This is a genomic window from Sphingomonas sp. SAFR-052, assembly GCF_051965015.1.
GTDB lineage: Bacteria > Pseudomonadota > Alphaproteobacteria > Sphingomonadales > Sphingomonadaceae > Sphingomonas.
The window spans coordinates 1-16,244 of record NZ_JBQCMO010000002.1; the positions used below are offsets into that span (position 1 = coordinate 1).

The 16,244-nt window shown below is 66.6% G+C and carries 19 protein-coding genes; 12 read left to right on the plus strand and 7 right to left on the minus strand.

What is annotated here, in order from left to right:
• Positions 1-312: 312 nt before the first annotated feature.
• On the plus strand, positions 313-1,782 hold the full coding sequence (locus tag ACTHQV_RS03010; protein WP_440488310.1) for a lipopolysaccharide biosynthesis protein: 1,470 nt from the start codon (positions 313-315) through the stop codon (positions 1,780-1,782).
• Here the strand turns inward: ACTHQV_RS03010 and ACTHQV_RS03015 are convergent.
• Positions 1,779-2,705, minus strand: coding sequence for a hypothetical protein (locus tag ACTHQV_RS03015; protein ID WP_440488311.1), 927 nt, complete (start codon positions 2,703-2,705; stop codon positions 1,779-1,781). The two genes, ACTHQV_RS03010 and ACTHQV_RS03015, sit on opposite strands and share 4 nt — an antisense overlap.
• A 62-nt stretch (positions 2,706-2,767) precedes the next feature.
• On the minus strand, positions 2,768-3,187 hold the full coding sequence (locus tag ACTHQV_RS03020; RefSeq protein ID WP_440488312.1) for a CBS domain-containing protein: 420 nt from the start codon (positions 3,185-3,187) through the stop codon (positions 2,768-2,770).
• A gap of 88 nt (positions 3,188-3,275) precedes the next feature.
• On the opposite strand from ACTHQV_RS03020, the gene ACTHQV_RS03025 reads away from it, so the two are divergent.
• Positions 3,276-3,578, plus strand: a complete 303-nt coding sequence (locus ACTHQV_RS03025; RefSeq protein ID WP_440488313.1) for a hypothetical protein — start codon at positions 3,276-3,278, stop codon at positions 3,576-3,578.
• Positions 3,579-3,941: 363 nt separating this feature from the next.
• Here the strand turns inward: ACTHQV_RS03025 and rpmG are convergent, their stop codons facing one another.
• Entirely contained in the window at positions 3,942-4,109 is a 168-nt protein-coding gene (gene rpmG / locus ACTHQV_RS03030; protein ID WP_055757016.1) for a 50S ribosomal protein L33, read from the minus strand.
• Between the two features lie 180 nt (positions 4,110-4,289).
• On the opposite strand from rpmG, the gene ACTHQV_RS03035 reads away from it, so the two are divergent.
• The 4 genes from ACTHQV_RS03035 to ACTHQV_RS03050 all read left to right on the plus strand — a co-directional run bounded on the left by ACTHQV_RS03035 (position 4,290) and on the right by ACTHQV_RS03050 (position 7,406).
• The gene (locus ACTHQV_RS03035) at positions 4,290-4,574 is read left to right on the plus strand and encodes a hypothetical protein (RefSeq protein WP_440488314.1); all 285 of its coding nucleotides are present in this window, start codon (positions 4,290-4,292) and stop codon (positions 4,572-4,574) included.
• A gap of 11 nt (positions 4,575-4,585) precedes the next feature.
• On the plus strand, positions 4,586-5,146 hold the full coding sequence (locus ACTHQV_RS03040) for a TMEM165/GDT1 family protein (protein ID WP_440488315.1): 561 nt from the start codon (positions 4,586-4,588) through the stop codon (positions 5,144-5,146).
• Positions 5,147-5,254: 108 nt separating this feature from the next.
• Complete coding sequence (locus ACTHQV_RS03045) at positions 5,255-5,746, plus strand: Dps family protein (protein ID WP_440488316.1); 492 nt, start codon at positions 5,255-5,257, stop codon at positions 5,744-5,746.
• Between the two features lie 49 nt (positions 5,747-5,795).
• Positions 5,796-7,406, plus strand: coding sequence for a cisplatin damage response ATP-dependent DNA ligase (locus tag ACTHQV_RS03050; RefSeq protein ID WP_440488317.1), 1,611 nt, complete (start codon positions 5,796-5,798; stop codon positions 7,404-7,406).
• 106 nt (positions 7,407-7,512) lie between these two features.
• Here the strand turns inward: ACTHQV_RS03050 and ACTHQV_RS03055 are convergent, their stop codons facing one another.
• From ACTHQV_RS03055 to ACTHQV_RS03070, 4 genes are all read right to left on the minus strand, one after another.
• The gene (locus tag ACTHQV_RS03055) at positions 7,513-8,307 is read right to left on the minus strand and encodes a glutaminyl-peptide cyclotransferase (RefSeq protein ID WP_440488318.1); all 795 of its coding nucleotides are present in this window, start codon (positions 8,305-8,307) and stop codon (positions 7,513-7,515) included.
• A gap of 52 nt (positions 8,308-8,359) precedes the next feature.
• On the minus strand, positions 8,360-9,310 hold the full coding sequence (locus tag ACTHQV_RS03060) for a glutathione S-transferase family protein (protein WP_440488865.1): 951 nt from the start codon (positions 9,308-9,310) through the stop codon (positions 8,360-8,362).
• Positions 9,311-9,398: 88 nt separating this feature from the next.
• Positions 9,399-9,755, minus strand: a complete 357-nt coding sequence (locus ACTHQV_RS03065; RefSeq protein ID WP_440488319.1) for a bleomycin resistance protein — start codon at positions 9,753-9,755, stop codon at positions 9,399-9,401.
• Between the two features lie 98 nt (positions 9,756-9,853).
• A complete protein-coding gene (locus ACTHQV_RS03070; protein ID WP_440488320.1) occupies positions 9,854-10,672 on the minus strand; it encodes a cold-shock protein in 819 nt (272 codons plus the stop codon).
• 207 nt (positions 10,673-10,879) lie between these two features.
• On the opposite strand from ACTHQV_RS03070, the gene ACTHQV_RS03075 reads away from it, so the two are divergent.
• The 6 genes from ACTHQV_RS03075 (at position 10,880) to rpoN (ending at position 15,920) form a co-directional block, all read left to right on the plus strand.
• Positions 10,880-11,698: a TerC family protein gene (locus tag ACTHQV_RS03075; RefSeq protein ID WP_440488321.1), complete on the plus strand. Its 819-nt coding sequence runs from the start codon at positions 10,880-10,882 to the stop codon at positions 11,696-11,698.
• A gap of 9 nt (positions 11,699-11,707) precedes the next feature.
• On the plus strand, positions 11,708-12,328 hold the full coding sequence (locus ACTHQV_RS03080) for a ribonuclease D (protein WP_440488322.1): 621 nt from the start codon (positions 11,708-11,710) through the stop codon (positions 12,326-12,328).
• 10 nt (positions 12,329-12,338) lie between these two features.
• Positions 12,339-12,977 (plus strand): LPS export ABC transporter periplasmic protein LptC, encoded by a 639-nt coding sequence (lptC, locus tag ACTHQV_RS03085; RefSeq protein WP_440488323.1) that lies wholly within the window; start codon positions 12,339-12,341, stop codon positions 12,975-12,977.
• A 5-nt stretch (positions 12,978-12,982) separates the two neighbouring features.
• Positions 12,983-13,528 carry an LptA/OstA family protein gene (locus ACTHQV_RS03090; RefSeq protein WP_440488324.1) on the plus strand — a complete coding sequence of 182 codons (546 nt, stop codon included), beginning with the start codon at positions 12,983-12,985 and terminating at the stop codon, positions 13,526-13,528.
• A gap of 119 nt (positions 13,529-13,647) precedes the next feature.
• A complete protein-coding gene (gene lptB, locus ACTHQV_RS03095) occupies positions 13,648-14,433 on the plus strand; it encodes an LPS export ABC transporter ATP-binding protein (protein ID WP_440488325.1) in 786 nt (261 codons plus the stop codon).
• A 5-nt stretch (positions 14,434-14,438) separates the two neighbouring features.
• The gene (gene rpoN, locus ACTHQV_RS03100) at positions 14,439-15,920 is read left to right on the plus strand and encodes an RNA polymerase factor sigma-54 (RefSeq protein WP_440488326.1); all 1,482 of its coding nucleotides are present in this window, start codon (positions 14,439-14,441) and stop codon (positions 15,918-15,920) included.
• Positions 15,921-16,244 lie beyond the last annotated feature (324 nt).

The following is a 16,244-nucleotide window of genomic DNA, read 5'->3' on the forward strand; positions in this document are numbered from 1 at the left end:
CCCACAGCACCTTGAATGCCATAGACCGCAAGCCGCCGCCCACATGTCCCTTCATCTAAACTACAATGTCAAATAGCGGACAAAGAAATCGGCGTCGCTTCGCTACCCCTTTTTTAGGAGGGGCGGTTCGCGTCGCCTGCGTTTCGCTGTCTCGGTGGAAGCGATTGGCTCGCCCCGTCCGGTGAACAGCCCTCTACGGGCGATGTCGGAAACCGTCAACGGCTTTTTGCAATTTTGTTTCGAGAAAGTTGCAGATTGACGGATTTCCGCGGGTTTACGCGGTTTCAACCGCTTGGCGTACAAGGGGGCAGCATGGACGCCTCCGCCGAATCGCCCCCTGCCCCATCCGAATCGCTGCATGGACAGGTGCGGCGTGCCGTCATCTGGCGATCGGGCAGCCAGATCGTCGGGCAGATTGTGTCTTGGGCGTCGACCTTCCTCGTCATCCGGATGCTGACGCCGGGCGATTACGGGTTGGTGGCGATGACCGGCGTCGTGCTGTTGTTGCTCAGCATGCTCAACGGCCATGGCCTTGCCAACGCGTTGATCCAGCATGGCGACGTGTCGCCGCGTGAGCAGCGGCAGGTGTTCGGGATGCTGTTGCTGCTCAACCTGACGCTGGGTGCGGTGCAGTTCGCGATCGCGCCGCTTGCCGCCGCCTATTATCGCGAGCCGTTCGTCGCCGACCTATTGCGGGTACAGGCGCTGCTTTACCTTACCACCCCGTTCAGCTCGTTCGCCTATGCCCTGCTCGCGCGGCGAATGGATTTCCATCGCCAGGCACAGGTCAATCTGCTGTCCTCCTTCCTCGGCGCGCTCGCCGCGATCGGCGGTGCCTATGGCGGGCTGGGCGTGTGGACGCTGGTACTTGCCCCGGCAGTGCTGTTCGCCACGCGCGCGATCGGGCTGACGATCGCCGCCCGCGCATGGATGTGGCCGAGTTTCGACTTTCGCGGCGCCGGCCATCTCGCCCGCTATGGCGGGGTCGTCGCCGGATCGAGCCTGCTCGGTTTCGCACAGTCCCAGGCCGACATCCTCGTCGCCGGGCGCTGGTTCGATGCCCATGTCGTCGGCGTCTATACCACCGCGCTGTTCCTGACGCAGATCTTCACCAACAAGGTCGTGCCGCCGCTCAACGAAGTCGCGTTCTCCGCCTATGCCCGGATGCAGCACGACCGCGCGGCGGTGGCGGACGGCTTCGTCCGCTCGGTGCGTCTGGTGATGCTGGTCGCGGTCCCCTTCTTCCTCGGGCTTGCGGTGACCGCCGGGCCGGTCGTCACGATTGCGCTCGGCGAGCAATGGCGCGAAGCGGCGCCGCTGGTCGCGCTGCTGGGCATCGCGATGCCGTTCATGGCGCTGCAGACACTGTTCCCGCCGGTGGTTGAGGCGCTGGGCCGGCCGGGGATCACCGCGCGGACGACCGCGATCGGCGCGGTGCTGCTGCCGGTCGCGTTCCTGATCGGCGTGCGTTTCGGCATCGGCGGGCTGGCGGCGGCCTGGATCGTGGCGCATCCGATCCTGCTCGGCATCGTGCTCCACCGCGCTCTGCCGGTGATCGGCCTGTCGCTCGGCAGTTTCATCGCCGCGGTCCGCCCGGCCTTTGCCGCCGGAATCGCGATGGTCGGCGCGGTCTTGCTGGCCCGCAGCGTCGTCGCGCCGGTTTCGCCGGTCGCGACGCTGGCACTGTCGGTCGTAGTCGGCGGCGGCGTCTATGCCGGCATGTTGTGGTGCTTCGCCCGCTCGGCAATTACCGATGCGATCGCGATGATCCGGCGGCGTTAACCCCGCAACTGCGCGATCGCCGCGCGGGTCGCGCGCAGATAGGCGGTGCCGTGAAAGCGATAGGTGCCGATGAAGTGCGCGAACGCCGCGCCACGCGGCACGCCGGCATTCCAGAAATTGAAATAACGGTCATAGGGCAGCAGCACCGGATCGGGATCGTTGGCGACGACGAAATTGGCCGCGACCTGTTCGCTGCCCCAGCGGCGCCACTGCCGCTCCCCCAGCATCCGGTCCATCGCTAGCGACAGCGTTTCGGCGACGCCGCGCCCGTCGTCGCTGCGCGCAAAGCCGGCGAACCCGGCACAGCCCCGGACATAACGGAGCGCCTCCCGCCCCGGCACGGCGACCCGGTCGAGCACCGCTTCCGAGGCATCCTGGACATGGGTGGCCGGGGACAGCGGATCGACCGCGCGCCGCGTCGCGACGAAGCCATCGACCGGCAACAGCCGCGCGTTGCCCTCCCCCAACAGCGTGAAGCTGCGCCCGGCATCGATCGCCGCCGCGACCTCGGGCACCGGGCCCAGCGTCACCGTGTCCGAATCGAGCTGGATCACATAATCCTGCGCGCGCAGGTCGAGAATCGTCAGCAGCCGTTCCCAAACGTCGCGGCGGGGGCAGGGATCGGTCGCGACCGTGTCGATCGCAATGATCCGCGGATCGCCCAGTTGCGCGGCGAGCACCGCGCGGTCCGCCGCGGTCAGCGTTCCGTCGTCGAGGATCACCACCCGCCCGCGCCCAAGATGATGCAACAGCGACTTTACCGCGACCAGATAGGGGAGCAGCACCGCGCTGCCGATCATCGAGAAGACGATGACCCCGTCGTGGCGCACCGTCGCCGGCGGCGTGGCAAGGATGCCGCGCGCCAGCCGGCGGTGCCGCCATTGCTTCCAGTGCCAGTTGAGATGTTCGCCGAGCGACGTCATGCCGACTGCTTATCGACCGCCGGTTAAACGGCGGTCAACGGGCACGGCCAACCCTGCGCAATCTAACCCTGAATGTAGGCTCGCATCGCCTCCGCCTCCGCCTCGATCCCGTCGATGCGATATTTGACGAGGTCGCCGATCGATACGAACCCGACCAGCTGATCGCCATCGAGCACCGGCAGGTGCCGGATGCGCCGCTGCGTCATCAGCGATAGCGCGCCCAGCACCGAAGCATCGGGACCGACGGTGATCGCCGGGCTGGTCATCCGTTCGGCGACCGGCAGGTCGATCGCCGCCGCGCCGCATTCGACCAGCGCATGGATCATGTCGCGTTCGGAAAAGATCCCGGCGACCCGACCGTCCGCCAGCACCGGCACCGCGCCGATACGATGTTCGGCCAGCAACGCCACGACGTCGCCGACACTCGCATCGGCCCCGACCGACACGACCGCACGGCGGCCCAACAGTTTCGCGATGGTCATCGCCCTCTCCTCCCACTGGTGCCCCGGTCCAACGCGGCGGGAGCATCCATGGGTTGAGAATTCCACGCTTCGCCACCATTGAAAAGCCATGGCGAACGATCTCGACGACCCTGAATATGCCGCGTTCGCCTGGGGACGATTCCGCTGGTTGCTCAAGGTGATGGCGGCGATCTCGACGGTCGCGGCGCTGCTGGCGTTGGGCGGCATCTGGTGGTGGATCGGGTCGATGAACTGGGTGATTGCGGCCGCCACGCTGGCCGGCGTCGGGCTGTCGGTGATGCTAGGCGGCGCGCTGATGGCGCTGGTGTTCCTCAGCAACGGTTCGGGCCATGATGCGGCGGTCGATGCATTCAATGCCGACCGCGATCCGGGGCGCGATCAGCGGGGGTAGCAAGTCGCCGGCTTCCTTTCGGCCCGCCGCGCCCGAAATTCGCCGCTTGCGACCGCTACGAACGTCCGCGCGCTCCGACTCATACAGGCCGTACCCCCGCGCAGGCAGGGGTCTAGAGCCAAGCAAACAAAGGCTTGCGCTTCTGGCCCTGGGTCCCCGCCTTCGCGGGGAGACGGCGCCGCAGACATTTACAGAGGTCCCGCAACAGCGGTACCCCGGATCAAGTACCGAGCGACGGATCGGCTTCGGCAACCCTTCCGCCGACCACGACCTGCACAGCAAAACCCGCCGGTCGCCCATCGACGTCCGGCGGGTTTGCGAAAGCCGCAAGTGGCACGCCCGGTCCCGATGGACCGGCGTGGCTTACTTGATCTTGGCTTCCTTGAACTCGACATGCTTGCGCACGACCGGATCGTACTTGCGGAAGGTCAGCTTTTCGGTCTGGTTGCGCGGGTTCTTCTTGGTGACATAGAAGAAGCCGGTATCGGCCGAGCTGACGAGCTTGATCTTGACGGTGGTCGGCTTTGCCATGACCCAAAAACCCCTTGGGCCTGACGCCCGCGAATTGACAATAATAAGCGGCCCGCCACACGGGGGCTGCTGCAAGACGTGGGCGCATGGGCCAAATGCGCGGCGAAGTCAAGGCGAGCGACCTTCACCGGAACGTAACCAAGCGATCCTAGGTTATGAATCAGGACATTGGAGGTGAGGATGCGGATCGAGTCGGTGCATATCGATGCGGAACGGGCACTACGCGTCGGGCACCGCGCCTGCCCCTTTGCCGAGATCGAGGCGATTCGCGCCATCGCCACCGCCGAATCGAGCCTACCCGCGCTGACCGTCCTCGCCGTCGTCGATGCCGCCCTCGCGCGCGGCGAACGGCGCTCGATCGGCGAATGGACCGCGCTAGCCCGCGAAGCGGTGCATTGCGGGCGCAGCGACGCCGTCACGGCACAGGCCTATGCTGCCGCCTGCACGGTGCGACTCGCCGACTGAACCACACCGCGATGGACCCGCTCGTCCCCGCGTTCGTCGCGGTCCTGCTGGCGGGGGTGAGCGACCGGCCGCCGCTGCTCGCTGCGATCCTGTTCGACCGACTCGCCAGCGGTGCCGTCTGGGGAGCCATCCTCGCACAGGCCGTCGGCTTCATGCTGGCGGCGATTGGCGGGATGCTGGTCGCGCCGATCCTGACCCCCAACGCTCGCAACCTGATCCTTGCCATCGCGATGATCGCAGCGGCGACCGCGGTGCCGATTCCGGCACGGATCAAGGATCGGCTCGATGGCTGGCGGCTGCGGCCGTTCCCGACCGGCCTGCTCGGCATGGCGGTGCTGGTGCTCGGCGATCGCAGCCAGTTCCTCGTCTTCGCACTGGTCGCGCGCACCCCCGATCCGGTGACTGGCGCGATCGGCGCGACGCTGGCGGGGGCGGTGCTGCTGCTGGCCGCGGCGACGCTCGGCGAGCGCGACTGGCAGAGGCTGCCGTTTACGCCGATCCGGATCGTGGCGACGCTGCTGCTCGGCCTAACCGGCGCGGTCCTCGGCCTCGGCGCGCTCCGGCTACTATGATCCAGCCGGACGATCACCGCGACCGGATTTTTTGACTGGAGCCGCCGGGAAAGATTCGCCAGCGCGATCGTTGCTGAACCGAACCATATCCAGCCGGAGACTCTCCCCGTGACCAACCCCGCGCTCGACACGCCGACCGACCTGCCCAACAATAAGACGGTGACCGTCGCCGACGGGCTGAACGCCGCGCTCGCAGACTGCTTCACCTTGTATCTGAAGACCAAGAACTTCCACTGGCACGTGTCCGGCCCGCATTTCCGCGACTATCACCTGATGCTCGACGATCAGGCGTCGCAGATCCTTGCCGTGACCGACGTCATCGCCGAGCGCGTGCGCAAGACCGGCAACACCACGCTGCGCTCGATCGGCGATATCGCCCGCCGCACCGCGATCAAGGACAATGACAAGGACTTCGTGAAGCCCGACGACATGCTCGCCGAGCTGCGCGACGACAATCTGAAGCTGGTCGAGCGGCTGCGCGAAGCCCGTGAGGCGGCCGAGGACGCCGGCGACACCGCGACAAGCAGCCTTGCCGACGACTGGATCGACGAGGCCGAGGAACGCGCCTGGTTCCTGTTCGAAGCGGCGCGCAAGGGCTGATCGGGCGCGCGGGGCGGTTGCCGCCGCCCCGCCTGTCCCGGACGATGCGATGCGCGCCTTTGCCGATCTGCTCGACCGCCTGATCTATACCCGGTCGCGCAATGCCAAGCTGGCGCTGATCGGCGCCTATCTGCGCGACACCCCCGATCCCGATCGCGGCTGGGCGATCGCCGCGCTGACCGGCGATCTCGACCTGCCGGCGGTCAAATCGGCGACGATCCGTGCGCTCATCACCGAACGCACCGACCCAGTCCTGTTCGCGATGAGCCGCGATTTCGTCGGCGATACGGCAGAAACGGTCGCGCTGCTGTGGCCCGAGCCGCCGCCCGGCGCGATCGGCGACAGCGATCCGCTGACGCTCGACACCGTCGTCACCCGCCTTGCCGGCCTGTCGCGCTCCGACGCACCGCGCGCACTCGCCGCCATGCTCGACCGGCTCGAATCGGACGAACGCTATGCCCTGCTGAAGCTCGCCACTGGCGCGTTGCGCGTCGGCGTGTCGGCCCGTCTCGCCAAGACCGCGCTGGCGCAGACGTTCGGGCTCGACGTCGATGCGGTCGAGGAGGTGTGGCACGGTCTCGCCCCGCCCTATGCCGAACTCTTCGCCTGGGCCGAGGGACGTGGCGAACAGCCGCATGCCGCCGACCTCCCCGTGTTCCGCCCGTTCATGCTCGCCCATCCGCTCGACGACGGCGTGGTCGACCTCGCCGACTATGCCGCCGAATGGAAATGGGACGGCATCCGGGTACAGCTGGTCCATGTCGGTGGCGAGACCCGCCTCTACAGCCGCGCCGGCGACGATATCACCGCCGCCTTTCCCGAAGTCGCCGCCGCCTTCCGCACGCCCGGCGTGCTCGACGGCGAATTGCTCGTGCGCGGCGAGGGACAGGGGGCGAGCGTCCATGAAGATGCCGGCGCCGCCAGCTTCAACGCGCTGCAACAACGGCTGGGACGCAAGCTGGTGTCGAAGGCGATGCTGGCCGACTATCCCGCCTTCGTCCGCCTCTACGACATCTTGTTCGACGGACCGCAGGACCTGCGTGACCAGCCTTGGACCACGCGCCGCGCCCGGCTCGAAGCGTTCGTGCCGCGCCTCGACCCGACCGTCTTCGACCTTTCCCGTCTGATCGACGCTGCCGATTTCGACGCGCTCGCCAATATTCGCAGTGGCGCGCGCGACGCCGCGATCGAGGGGGTCATGCTCAAGCGGCGCGATTCACCCTATGTCGCCGGGCGCCGCGTCGGGCTGTGGTATAAATGGAAACGCGACCCGCTCGTCGCCGATTGCGTGATGATGTACGCCCAGCGCGGCAGCGGCAAACGCTCGTCCTTCTATTCCGACTACACCTTCGGCTGCTGGACCGCCGACCCGGCCGACGGCGGCGAGCTGCTGCCGGTGGGCAAGGCCTATTCGGGATTTACCGATGCCGAGCTGAAGGACCTCGACCGCTTCGTCCGCCAACATACCGTGCAACGCTTCGGCCCGGTGCGCGAAGTTGAAAAGACGCTGGTGTTGGAGGTGGCGTTCGATTCGATCCACGCCTCCAAACGCCATAAATCGGGCGTCGCGATGCGCTTCCCCCGCATCAACCGCATCCGCACCGACAAGCCCGCGGCCGAGGCCGACCATGTCGCGACGCTGCTGAAGCTGGTGAGTTAGCACACCACCCCACCGCCACAATCGTCACCCCAGCGCAGGCTGGGGTCTCCCGGTTGCAGCGGGGGACAAGCGCCTCGAAGAGATCCCAGCCTGCGCTGGGGTGACGTCAGGGCACAGGCTCCAACGCGATCTCGAACAGCGTCGGCCACCATTTGCCCGTAACGAACAACCGCTTGCCCGCCGCGTCCCACGCGATCCCGTTCAGCACCGCCTCCGGGTCCAGCTCGCCCAGTTCGGCGCGCAGCGGCGCCAGGTCGACCAGCCCGTCGACTGCCCCCGTCGCCGGATCGATCCGCACGATATAGTCGCGGTGCCAGATATTGCCCCACAGCTTGCCGTCGATCATCTCCAGCTCGTTGAGATTGTGCACCGGCCGGCCATTCGCGGTCACCGTCACCCGCCGCGTTTCCCGGAACGTCTTGGGGTCGAGAAAGCGCAATGTCGGCGTCCCGTCGGACAGAATCAGCGACTGGCCGTCGCTCGCCAGCCCCCAGCCCTCGCCCGGATAGCGCGCGCTGCCGACCGGTTTCAGCGTCTTCGCGTTCCAGCGGTGCGCAATGCCGTCCTGCCACGTCAGGCTGACCAGTTGCTGCCCGTCGACCGCCAGCCCCTCGCCGAACTGCTGGCCCGGCAGCCGCGCACGCGCCAACACCTTGCCGTCGCTCAGATTGACCCGCCGCACGTCGGACACGCCCGGTTGCCCGGTGCTCTCGAACAGCGCGCCGTCATGCCACACCAGCCCCTGGGTAAAGGCGGTGCGATCATGTGGATAGCGCGCCACGATCCGCGCCGAAATGCCCTCGACCGGCACCGGCTGTACCGGCGCGGCGGGAGGTAAGCCGGTCTGGGCCGACGCGACGGTGGCGAGCGCAAGGCTCACGGGCAGGAACCAGCGGATCATCGTTATCGTCATCCTCGCATCTGCCTTGCCGCCCGCTGAACGGTCGGACCCTTCAGAACGGTACCGCTGGTCCGGCGGGCACGATCCCGGTCGGATTGATATCCTTGTGGCTGCGATAATAGTGCGTCTTGATCTGGTCGAGATCGATCGTCGCCGCGACCCCCGGCAGGCCCGCGATCCGTTCGGTCAGCGCGCGCAGCCGCGGATAATCGAGCAGCCGCCGAACGTTGCACTTGAAATGGCCGTGATAGACCGGGTCGAAGCGCACCAGCGTCGTGAACAACCGGATATCCGCCTCGGTCAGCCGGTCGCCGACGAGCCACTCGTCGGTCAGCCGCGCCTCCAGCCAGTCGAGCGACTCGAACAACGCCGCGACCGCCTTGTCATACGCTGCCTGCGTCGTCGCGAAACCGGCGCGATACACGCCGTTGTTGACGCTCGCATAGACACGGTCGTTGACCGCATCGATCTTGCTGCGCAGGTCCGGCGGATAGAAGTCGCCCGGCGCCGCGCCCAGATCGTCGAATGCGGTGTTCAGCATCCGGATGATCTCCGACGATTCGTTGTTCACGATCCGCCGTTCGACCTTGTCCCACAGCACCGGCACGGTGACCTTGCCGGTCATGTGCGGATCGGCGAGCGTATAGAGCTGGTGCAGATGGTCGACGCCGTTGACCGGATCGCCGGTCCCGCCAAACGCCTCGGCGAAACTCCACCCCTGCGCCCCCATCAACGGCCCGACCACCGTCACCGGCAACAGATCCTCCAGCCCCTTCAACGCTCGCACCACCAACGCGCGATGCGCCCACGGACAGGCAAGGCTCACATAGAGATGATAGCGCCCCGCCTCCGCCGGGGAGCCGCGCTGCCCGTCCGGTCCGGCCCCACCATTGCGGGTCAGCCAGTCGCGAAATCCGCTTTCCGCACGCTGGAAATTACCCGATTCGTCGGTCGGTGCGACCGGCGTGTCGTTGGTCCAAACCCCGTCCTGCAACATGCCCATCGCCAATCCCTTCGCTGTGAGGCGCTGCAACGAGCGAACGCGTATCGGGGTTCGCGGCCACGGTGGTCCAGCAGTGACCGCGAGCAGATCAAGGATTCTGGATCAGCCGCAGCAAGGAGCAGTCCGGGTCGAGCAACGCGCCGATGCGAAGCCCATTCTGTTCGCGCGGGGGTTGCAGTCGGGGAAAGCCGGTCGATTTCTCCTCGATCCCCGCCGCCTTCGCCACCGCGTAGAAGGCGTCGAGATCGTCGAGGCGCAGGCAACTGCCATAGCCGCTGGTCGTCGGATCGAAATCGGGCCACGGGAAGAATTCGAGTTTTAGCGATCCGCGCTCGAGAATCATCCACGTCGCATCGCGCCACGTCTCGACAAAGCCGAGCGCCGCGAAAAAGGCCGAGGTTACGGCAAAGTCGCGCGACGGCAGATTGGGTGTCGCCAGGTCCATCCGCTACCTCCCCAATAACGAACGCGGTTCGCCGAAACGAAGAGGGCCGGCCACCCTTGCGGATGACCGGCCCCTTGTCTGTCGCCGAAGCGCGAACCTCAGAGCTTGTTGAGGTTCACCGCGGCGTGCTTGCCGCGACGGTCGACTTCGAGTTCGAACTCGAGACGATCGCCTTCGTTGAGCGTCGGCAGACCCGCACGCTCGACGGCCGAGATGTGGACGAATGCGTCCGGCTGGCCGTCGTCGCGCTGGATGAAGCCGAAGCCCTTCATCGCGTTGAAGAACTTCACGACGCCGCTCGCGCGTTCGCCGGTCAGCTGCCGCTGCGGGGCACCGAAGCCACCGCCGCCGGCGCGCGGTTCACGCGGTTCGCGCGGGGCGCCGCCGCCGGTGACCGGCATCGGCTCGCCGTCGATCTTCAGGTCGGTCGCCGAGATGCGGCCGCCACGATCGACGAGGGTGAAGCCCATCGGCTGCCCTTCGGCCAGCGCCGAGAGCCCCGCCTGCTCGACGGCCGAGATGTGCACGAACACGTCTTCGCCGCCGTCATCACGGACCACGAAGCCGAAGCCCTTCTGCGCGTTGAAGAACTTGACCACGCCGGTCGCTTCGCCGACGACCTGCGGCGGCATGCCGCGGCCACCGCCGCCGCCACCACCAAAGCCGCCACCGCCGCCGCCGAAGCCGCCACCGCCGCCACGGAAACCACCGCCGCCGCCGCCGAAGCCGCCGCCGCGATCACCGTAACCGCCACCGCCGCCGCCGAAGCCGCCGCCACCGAAACCACCGCCGCCGAATCCGCCGCGGTCGCCGCCGAAGCCGCCGCCGCCGTAGCTGCCGCCTTCGTCACCAAAACCGTCGCGCTTGTCCCTGCCGCGCCCACCGCGCTCGCCGCGCCGTCCTCGATCGAAACTCATTGCCCTGTTCGTCTTCCCGGTTCGCCCAACTTCATTCTAAACCCAAGCGCCGAGCGAAAAACGCAGGTGTCCGGGCACCGCCAAACCGGGTGCCACCTCCCTGCCATAGCGTAAAAGTGCACACTCCCAAACGAATTTCGCCGCTGCAATCGTTCCTGTGGCCGCGAAGCTTGCGATATTGTGGCGAAGACGGCACAGATTCGCCTTATGGACACCATTTTGGCGCTTCTTGCCGACCCTGCCGCCTGGGCTGCGTTTCTCACGCTGGTCGTGCTCGAAGTCGTGCTCGGCATCGACAACCTGATCTTCATTTCGATTCTGTCGAACAAGTTGCCTGTGCAGCAGCAACAACTGGCACGGCGAATCGGTATCGGCCTCGCATTGGTCATGCGACTGTTGTTGCTGTCGATGATCGCCTTCATCGTTTCGCTGACCAACCCGGTGTTCGATCTGGGCATTCAGGGCCGCCCCGATGGCTATGGCCGGCCGAGCTTCGAAACCGCCTTTTCGTGGCGCGACCTGATCCTGATCGCCGGCGGGCTGTTCCTGGTGTGGAAGGCGACCAAGGAAATCCATCACACGATGGACGACGAACCGACCGGCGAGGCGCTCGACAAGCAGGGCAAGACCGCGCTGTCGTTCGGATCGGCGATCGCGCAGATCGTCGCGCTCGACATGGTGTTCTCGATCGATTCGATCCTGACCGCCGTCGGCATGACCGACGACGTGCCGATCATGATGGCGGCGGTCATCGTCACCGTCGCGATCATGCTGGTCGCCGCCGATCCGCTGGCGCGCTTCATCAATGCCAATCCGACCGTCGTCATGCTGGCGCTCGGCTTCCTGCTGATGATCGGCGCGGTTCTGATCGCCGACGGCTTCGGGGTACATGTGCCCAAGGGCTATATCTACGCCGCCATGGCCTTTTCCGCCGGGGTCGAGACGCTCAACATCGTCTCGCGCCGTTCCAAGGCAAAGAAGCGAGCGGCGCGCGAGGCCATTGAGCGCGCCCCCTCCAACCGCTAGGCGCTACCCATGACCGTTTATTTCCACGAAGAAGACCTGCCGGGCGACGTCTTCGCGCCGGGCGCCGACATTGCCGTCGATACCGAGACGATGGGCCTCATCACCCCGCGCGACCGGCTGTGCGTCGTGCAGCTGTCCGATGGCGGCGAGGACCAGCATCTCGTCCGCTTCAACCCCGGCAGCGACTATGCCGCCCCGAACCTGAAGGCGGTGCTGGCCGATCCGGCACGGGTGAAGCTCTATCATTTCGGCCGGTTCGACCTCGCGGCGATCCAATATTATCTGGGCGTCACCGCCGGTCCGGTCTTCTGCACCAAGATCGCGTCGCGGCTGGTCCGCACCTACACCGATCGCCATGGGCTCAAGGAACTGGTCCGCGAACTGCTCGGGCAGGAACTGTCGAAGCAGCAGCAATCGTCCGACTGGGGCGGTCCGGTGCTGTCCGATGCGCAGCGCGACTATGCCGCCTCCGACGTCCGCTTCCTCCACGCGCTACGCGAGGAACTGACCAGGCGATTGGCGCGCGAAGGACGCACCCATCTGGCGCAGGCCTGTTTCGATTTCCTGCCGCACCGCGCCGCGCTCGATCTCGCCGGCTGGCCCGAGACCGATATCTTCGCACATATGTAAGGGTAAGCCGATGTCGGAAATCGCTCGCCAGGAACGCTCGCGCCGGCAACGCCGCGCCGCGCCCGGCAGCGCGCACGACCGGCTGATCGCGTTCCTGATGGTCGCGCTGCCGATCGGCATCGGCGTGCTCGCCGCGTTCCTGGTGATGGCGCCGCTGTTCATGCGCGGCGACACCAGCTTCGTGCTCGACAAGAACAAGGTCGATGTCGCGCAGGAACGCATGCGGCTGCGCGCTGCCGAATATCGCGGACAGGATGCCAAGGGCCAGCCCTTCGTCCTCGATGCCGGTTCGGCGGTGCAGAAAAGCTCGGCCGAACCGGTCGTGCAGATGCAGCAACTGGCCGCCGCCATCCGCCTGCCCGACGGTCCGGCGCGTCTCACCGCGCCCAGCGGCCGCTACGACATGCGCTCCGAACAGGTCGATGTGAACGGCCCGATCCGCTTCCGTGCGGCCGATGGCTATTCGCTCGACACCGATGGCGCGACCGTCGACCTGAAGACCCGCCGGTTGCAAAGCGACAGCGCGGTCACCGGCACGACATCGATGGGCACGTTCAGCGGCGACCGGCTCGACGCCGATCTCGAGTCGCGCACCGTGCGGCTGACCGGCAATGCCCGCTTGCGTATCGACCCGGCACGCACGAAATAGCCGCGATGATTCGCCATGCGCTACCGGGCCTTGCCGCCACCTTGGGCTTCCTCGCCATTGCGGGATCGGCCCCGGCGCAGACGCGGCACGACTCGAACGCGCCGATCGATTTCTCGGCCAACGCCATCGAATTGCAGGATCGCGCCAATCGTGCGGTGCTGACCGGCGGGGTCACCATCCGGCAGTCGACCATGACGCTGACCGCCGACCGCGTCGTGGTCGCCTATGTCGGACAGATCACCGAAGGCGCCTCGCCCCAGGCATCGCGCATGGATGCCACCGGCAACGTCACCGTCCGCCGCCCGGACCAGACCGCCAAGTCGCGCTTCGCCGTCTATGACGTCAACCGCCGCGTCGTGACGATGATCGGTGGCGTACAGCTGACGCAGGGGGCCAACACCCTGACCGGCGGCCGCCTGTCGATCGACCTCGACACCGGCCGCGCGACGATCGACGGATCGGGCGTCGGTACCACCCGGGCACCCGACGGCACGGTTCAGCAGAGCGGCGGCCGTGTCACCGGCCGCTTCTCGGTACCCAAGCGCAACTGATCGCACTTTCTCGGCGGAACGGTGATCGCACCTTTCCCTGAAGCCGATTCTCATGCAATAATCCTGCCAACCGAACCGTACTAACGGTACGGTAACCATTGCCATGCAGGACGCTGCCGATGACCGACACCAACCTGTTGTCCCGCAGCGCCGACGCTGTCCCGGTCCACGAACTGCCCTCCGACACGGGGCTGTCGGTGGTGTCGATCGCCAAATCCTATGACAAGCGGGTCGTGCTGTCCGACGTGTCGATGTCGGTCGGCCGCGGCGAGGTCGTCGGGCTGCTCGGTCCCAATGGCGCGGGCAAGACGACCAGCTTCTATTCCGCCATGGGCCTGGTGAAGCCCGATGCCGGCCGCATCCTGCTTGATGGTGAGGATATCACCGCGTTGCCCATGTATCGCCGCGCGATCCTCGGGCTCGGTTACTTGCCGCAGGAAACCTCGATCTTTCGCGGCCTGTCGGTCGAAAAGAATATCCTCGCCGTGCTCGAGCTCGCCGAACCGGACAAGGCGGCGCGGGCGGCGCGACTCGAACAGTTGCTCGACGAATTCGGCCTGACCCGGCTGCGCGCGGCATCGGCGATGGCGCTGTCGGGCGGCGAGCGGCGCCGCGCCGAAATCGCCCGCGCGCTCGCCGCCAATCCGACGATCATCCTGCTCGACGAACCCTTTGCCGGCATCGATCCGATCTCGATCGCCGACATTCGCGACCTCGTGATCCAGCTCAAGTCGCGCGGTATCGGGGTGCTTATCACCGATCACAATGTCCGCGAGACGCTCGAAATCGTCGACCGCGCCTATATCATCTATGACGGCCGCGTGCTGTTCGCCGGATCGCCGTCCGAACTGGTCGCCGATGCCAATGTCCGCCGCCTGTATCTGGGCGAAGGCTTCGAGCTCTAACGCAGATGAGCCTCGCGCCGCGCCTCGACCTGCGCCAGTCGCAATCGCTGGTGATGACGCCGCAGTTGCAGCAGGCGATCCGCTTGCTCGCGCTGTCGAATCTGGAGATCGAAGGCTTCCTCGCCGAGGAAATCGAAAAGAACCCGCTGCTCGAATCGGGCGGCAGCGACGATGACGGCCCCGCGCTCGAAGCGCCCGAACCCGCTCCTTCCGGCGAACCCGCCGGATCGGACGAACTACTGGGCCTCGGCGCGGCGAGGGGCGAGTCGCTCGACCTCGATCTCGGCGACACCTTTCACCACGACAGCGCGTCGGACGGGGTCGGTTCGCTCGACGGCAGCCTCGGCCTCGCCGCGACCGGCGGCGGCGGGTTCGAAGAGGCTCCCGATCTCGATGCGCTGGCCAGTGCCGACGTGTCGCTGGTCGACCATCTGCTGCAACAGGCCGGGGCCTGTGTCGCGGGCGCCGACCTGTTCATCGCCAGCGCGATCATCGATCAGATCGACGATTGCGGCTATCTGTCGGGCTCGCTGCTCGACATCGCCAACCGCCTCGGCGTGCCGCTCGCCCGCGTCGAATCGGTGCTGACCATCGTCCAGACCTTCGACCCCAGCGGCGTCGGTGCGCGCAGCCTCGCCGAATGTCTCGCGATCCAGGCGCGCGAAGCCGATCGCTACGATCCGTGCATCGCCCGGCTGCTCGACCATCTCGACCTGCTCGCGCGCGGGGCACTGCCGCAACTGCGCCGCATCTGCGAGGTCGATGAGGAAGATCTGGCCGACATGATCCGCGAACTGCGCGGCTATGATCCCAAACCCGGCTGCCGCTTCGGCGGCGAACGCACTCAATCGGTCGTCCCCGACCTGTTCGTCGCACCGCGTGGCGATGGCTGGGCGGTCGAGATCAACGGCGCCACCCTACCGCGCGTGCTGGTCAATCGCGGCTATTTCGCTGAACTGAGCGCCGGCGGGAACAAGTCCTCCAAGGCATGGCTGTCCGACTGCCTCGCCAGCGCCAACTGGCTGGTGAAGGCGCTCGACCAGCGCCAGCGCACCATCCTGAAGGTCGCGACCGAGATCGTGAAGCAGCAGGAGGCGTTCTTCCGGCACGGCGTCGCCCATCTTCGCCCGCTGACCCTCGCCAAGGTCGCCGAGGCGATCGAGATGCACGAATCGACCGTCAGCCGCGTGACCTCGAACAAATATCTCTCCTGCCCGCGCGGCCTGTTCGAACTGAAATTCTTCTTCACCTCCGCCATTCAGTCGGCGGACGGTGGCGAGGCGGTGTCGGCGCTCGCGGTCAAGGAAGCGATCCGCACCCTGATCGCTGCCGAGGACCCGAAGAAAATCCTGTCCGACGACACGCTAGTCGAGCTGCTGAACGCCAAGGGCTTCGACATCGCCAGGCGCACGGTCGCCAAATATCGCGAGGCGATCGGGCTGGGGTCGTCGGTGCAGCGCCGGCGGCAGAAGGCGCTCGGCGGGTAGGGCTTTCCTACAGCGGGCGGCGGCGTCAGGATCGGGGGTGCTCTTTCACAACCGTCCATCCAGCGTGCCCCGTTACCGGGCAAGGTCACGCACGCTGCAAAACGCGTGCGAGTGTGAACTTAGTGAACTTTGACCTTCGCCAAAGAGCTAAGTGCTTCAAATCCCACGATCCGTTCGGTTCGAACAGCTTCGAGCTTGTCGAGAAGCGTCCGTCGAGAACATCCGCCAAAAGCGAACCCTGCCAAGGTCACGCCTGCGGAACCCTGTTCTCGATACGCGCTCTCGACATGCTCGATCGCTACTCGAACCGAACGGAGGAGAAGA

Excerpts from the sequence above, each read along its gene's own strand:
- rpoN (WP_440488326.1), top strand. The coding sequence starts at position 14,439 with ATGAGCCTCGCGCCGCGCCTCGACCTGCGCCAGTCGCAATCGCTGGTG.
- rpmG (WP_055757016.1), bottom strand. The coding sequence starts at position 4,109 with ATGGCAAAGCCGACCACCGTCAAGATCAAGCTCGTCAGCTCGGCCGAT.
- ACTHQV_RS03065 (WP_440488319.1), bottom strand. The coding sequence starts at position 9,755 with ATGGACCTGGCGACACCCAATCTGCCGTCGCGCGACTTTGCCGTAACC.
- ACTHQV_RS03080 (WP_440488322.1), top strand. The coding sequence starts at position 11,708 with ATGACCGTTTATTTCCACGAAGAAGACCTGCCGGGCGACGTCTTCGCG.
- ACTHQV_RS03070 (WP_440488320.1), bottom strand. The coding sequence starts at position 10,672 with ATGAGTTTCGATCGAGGACGGCGCGGCGAGCGCGGTGGGCGCGGCAGG.
- ACTHQV_RS03025 (WP_440488313.1), top strand. The coding sequence starts at position 3,276 with ATGGCGAACGATCTCGACGACCCTGAATATGCCGCGTTCGCCTGGGGA.
- lptC (WP_440488323.1), top strand. The coding sequence starts at position 12,339 with ATGTCGGAAATCGCTCGCCAGGAACGCTCGCGCCGGCAACGCCGCGCC.
- ACTHQV_RS03040 (WP_440488315.1), top strand. The coding sequence starts at position 4,586 with ATGGACCCGCTCGTCCCCGCGTTCGTCGCGGTCCTGCTGGCGGGGGTG.
- ACTHQV_RS03060 (WP_440488865.1), bottom strand. The coding sequence starts at position 9,310 with ATGGGCATGTTGCAGGACGGGGTTTGGACCAACGACACGCCGGTCGCA.
- ACTHQV_RS03020 (WP_440488312.1), bottom strand. The coding sequence starts at position 3,187 with ATGACCATCGCGAAACTGTTGGGCCGCCGTGCGGTCGTGTCGGTCGGG.
- ACTHQV_RS03050 (WP_440488317.1), top strand. The coding sequence starts at position 5,796 with ATGCGCGCCTTTGCCGATCTGCTCGACCGCCTGATCTATACCCGGTCG.
- lptB (WP_440488325.1), top strand. The coding sequence starts at position 13,648 with ATGACCGACACCAACCTGTTGTCCCGCAGCGCCGACGCTGTCCCGGTC.
- ACTHQV_RS03090 (WP_440488324.1), top strand. The coding sequence starts at position 12,983 with ATGATTCGCCATGCGCTACCGGGCCTTGCCGCCACCTTGGGCTTCCTC.
- ACTHQV_RS03015 (WP_440488311.1), bottom strand. The coding sequence starts at position 2,705 with ATGACGTCGCTCGGCGAACATCTCAACTGGCACTGGAAGCAATGGCGG.
- ACTHQV_RS03055 (WP_440488318.1), bottom strand. The coding sequence starts at position 8,307 with ATGATCCGCTGGTTCCTGCCCGTGAGCCTTGCGCTCGCCACCGTCGCG.
- ACTHQV_RS03010 (WP_440488310.1), top strand. The coding sequence starts at position 313 with ATGGACGCCTCCGCCGAATCGCCCCCTGCCCCATCCGAATCGCTGCAT.
- ACTHQV_RS03035 (WP_440488314.1), top strand. The coding sequence starts at position 4,290 with ATGCGGATCGAGTCGGTGCATATCGATGCGGAACGGGCACTACGCGTC.
- ACTHQV_RS03075 (WP_440488321.1), top strand. The coding sequence starts at position 10,880 with ATGGACACCATTTTGGCGCTTCTTGCCGACCCTGCCGCCTGGGCTGCG.